The following is a 2958-nucleotide window of genomic DNA, read 5'->3' as shown; positions in this document are numbered from 1 at the left end:
TCGCATAATGATACGTTTTGTCCTATTGTAGAAAGGTTACAGAATCGGAAACGTTGCAAGCAGGTTTTGGCAAAGGTTTCTGTTGCGACCCGAATGTCTGATTTTTTTTAGGCGTATCTCACTCTGAAATCACTCCGTTAGTGGGTTTCCGGTATTGAAAAACAGTTCAGAAAAAAGGAAAAGGGGGTATTCGTAAAGATTGGGCAAAAAGCGCGCCCAATCTTTACAAAGCTTCCCCCTTTTCCTTTTTTCTGCCCTATTTTCCTGCACCTTCAACCCCCGAACGAAGCGATTCCAGACTGAGATACGCCTAAAAAAAATCATTTATCCAAAAAAACTTAATCAATCGATTCTGCCAGACTGTCTAAAACCATTTCGTACTCATCAAATTTAATTATTTCAATTTCTCTTTCATAATCATGGATATATTCGCAAGCGCGTTTTTCTTTGATGATGAATGATGCGGGATTCACACGATGGGGCAGCGCACCATCTTTTCGGCGCAAATACTCAACAACTTCAGAATCTGACATACCCAGATAAATCATCATATTTATGGCGCGTCCTACCTGCTGCGCTGCAACCTGCTTGGAGCGTTCTATGCTCATTTCCAATCTTTTTTTGGAACTTACATTTCTATGTTCCGTCACACCTTTTTGTTGCAATGACGCGCAAATCTCAAACGCGCCGCCCCAAAAAGAACCAGGCGATATCAAAATATCGAAACTCAAATAACAGTTTCTTCCCATATACTGCTGTTCAAACCGGCACCAAAAAACGCCGCTTGTATCCCCTTGTTCTTTTGCTTTGTCATAGATACGGCAAAAAACTGAAGAATGTTTAGAACCGATGGTCAGGGTTTTGCCTTTTTCAGTAGGGTTAAGCCAGTCATCCCCGAGCTTGCCGACAAGCGGACGTTTCCCTCGTTTATCAAACTTGCCCTGTTCGTACATTTCCCAAGCGGTATCAGGCGATATTTCATTTTCGTAAAAGTCTTTTGCAACGTCGCAACGGGTTATTTTTGCGTTATAAGTCGTATCCGCCGTTAAAAACCTATACAAACGTTCTTCCCAGCCTTCCTCCGCAACTGCACAACCTTTACCCGTCATCTCTACAAGTATGGTTTCCTGTTGTCCACCGATGTAAACCTGACCGTACAAAACGCCGTCTCTTTCCATCTGCCAGCGCGACTCATAAAAACGACCTTTGCCGACAGGTTGATTCGACGAAATTCCGAAACCGAATATCCATTCCAAAATATCGGAAAAACGAACTAATACATCCCTATCGGATACGCCTTTAATCGGGAAAAAATCCCTTGTTATCAAAAAAAACTTAGCAACAGAACTTTCATGAAACGTGAAGCTGATTGTGTCTATAAATGCGGAATCGCCTTTGCCACGTCTTAAAGGAACAACCTTTAAATTACCCTTTGCATCCATAACAACCTTTTCATAACGCTCGTACTCTTGAGGTTGAATGCATGAATTTGTGTCTCTTGAAAATTCCATGTTTTAGATTCCCTTCGCCCTTCGATTTTCGACCCCCCCTGTTAGATAAGGGGGGGCATTAAACCCATCAGTTTCTTAAGCCGATAGAAAGAAGATCGGCAGTTACCATATTTCCATCAATGCACTCTGCCGTTTCGATGGAGACGGATACAATTTCACCCGAATCTAAAAACTCTTGAGCAGAGCCGACAGCCAACAGAAAAGAATCAAACCCAACGTTTTTATAAAAAACACCGTTGACATAGCAATTCACAATCCAGCTTTTCCAACCGTCAAAAACCACTTCTGCACGTCGTTTGTTCATTTGTAGCCTCAATCAGTTTTTCTAAGAAAATAGATTATTGGAAAATTCTAATTAAAAATATTATTAGAAGTCAAGAAAATTTTTACAAAGAAACTTAGAAGCAGTAAATTAATTTAAATTAATTAAGGAGCAAAAAATGCCTAGCAAACACATACAAGACAAAACATGGGAAGCAGTTAAAAAAGAATACGTGAGAGCCGTAGTAGCAACAAAAATGGGGTTTAAAGAAACTGAAATACTTAATCTATTGATAGAAAAAGGAATTAAAGAAATAAAAGAAGAAGACTATATAAAATACGCGATGGAAAAAGAAAAATGAAAACACTACGAATTAAAGAAAATCAGGAAGAAAGCATTAGAAAGCTTGCAATCAATATAAACAAAAAGCTCATCCAGCTTGACCGCGAACCGCTTAGGGATAGCGAGCTTGCACACATACTTTTAAACGAAGCAATCCGATGCGCCAAAATCGACGAAGACGGAAAAATCACTATAGGTAACTGATATGAAAAAAGCCCTGAAATGGATTGCCGTCTTTATCGCTTTTTCCGTTTGGTCATTCGGCATATTTCTGTACGGATTCAATAACGGGACTGAAGCAGGAATGCAATGCGCCCAAACCAAAGGTAAGGGACTTTGTGCAATGCTCTTTGATGGTTCGGCTTCAGAAATCGAATTTTCAGACATTCCCGAAAGAAATTCCAAAGACATAAAACAATAAGGAGCATATGCTCAAATAGAGAGCCTTTGCAAAAATCTGTATCATTAAATTACAGGTTTTCGCAAAGGCTTTGATTTTATTATGCTTTCACAATCCCAATGGCTGGATGCCGTCAAAGGGCGGTTGCGGGTGCGTTCAGATTACGCGCTTTCCAAAAGATGGGCGGTTACGCCGTCCGAGGTGTCCCAATATCGGCGCAACCGTCTTAGGTTTCCTTTTGCCGTCGTCTTGGATATTGCCGACGTGATGGACATAGATCCGATTGAAATTATTGCAGGTTTGGAATATACGAGATGCAGGGAAAGGGACAGGGAGCGCGTCAAAAGGGCGTATTTCAAAGCCCATTGCGCGCATTTCGTTTATCCAAACAATCCGTCTTATTTCCACCGTAAAAAACGGTTCTTCGGATAGTTCGCATAATG

At 40.8% G+C, this 2958-nt stretch carries 6 protein-coding genes; 4 read left to right on the top strand and 2 right to left on the bottom strand.

The window, feature by feature from the left end:
* Positions 1–338: 338 nt before the first annotated feature.
* Complete coding sequence (locus tag Q9J32_RS10030; RefSeq protein ID WP_301885716.1) at positions 339–1511, bottom strand: replication initiation factor domain-containing protein; 1173 nt, start codon at positions 1509–1511, stop codon at positions 339–341.
* Between the two features lie 67 nt (positions 1512–1578).
* Entirely contained in the window at positions 1579–1815 is a 237-nt protein-coding gene (locus Q9J32_RS10025; protein WP_301885717.1) for a hypothetical protein, read from the bottom strand.
* A gap of 136 nt (positions 1816–1951) precedes the next feature.
* Between Q9J32_RS10025 and Q9J32_RS10020 the strand changes: the two genes are divergently transcribed.
* The 4 genes from Q9J32_RS10020 (at position 1952) to Q9J32_RS10005 (ending at position 2947) form a co-directional block, all read left to right on the top strand.
* Positions 1952–2134: a hypothetical protein gene (locus Q9J32_RS10020; protein ID WP_301885718.1), complete on the top strand. Its 183-nt coding sequence runs from the start codon at positions 1952–1954 to the stop codon at positions 2132–2134.
* The gene (locus tag Q9J32_RS10015) at positions 2131–2319 is read left to right on the top strand and encodes a hypothetical protein (protein WP_301885719.1); all 189 of its coding nucleotides are present in this window, start codon (positions 2131–2133) and stop codon (positions 2317–2319) included. The genes Q9J32_RS10020 and Q9J32_RS10015 overlap by 4 nt, the downstream gene beginning before the upstream one ends.
* A 1-nt stretch (position 2320) precedes the next feature.
* Entirely contained in the window at positions 2321–2536 is a 216-nt protein-coding gene (locus tag Q9J32_RS10010) for a hypothetical protein (RefSeq protein ID WP_301885720.1), read from the top strand.
* Between the two features lie 81 nt (positions 2537–2617).
* Positions 2618–2947, top strand: coding sequence for a hypothetical protein (locus tag Q9J32_RS10005; protein ID WP_301885722.1), 330 nt, complete (start codon positions 2618–2620; stop codon positions 2945–2947).
* The last annotated feature ends 11 nt before the right edge of the window (positions 2948–2958 follow it).

The organism is Neisseria uirgultaei (assembly GCF_962719845.1).
In the GTDB taxonomy this organism is placed as follows: domain Bacteria; phylum Pseudomonadota; class Gammaproteobacteria; order Burkholderiales; family Neisseriaceae; genus Neisseria; species Neisseria bergeri.
This window is presented reverse-complemented; position numbering and strand designations above follow the sequence as displayed.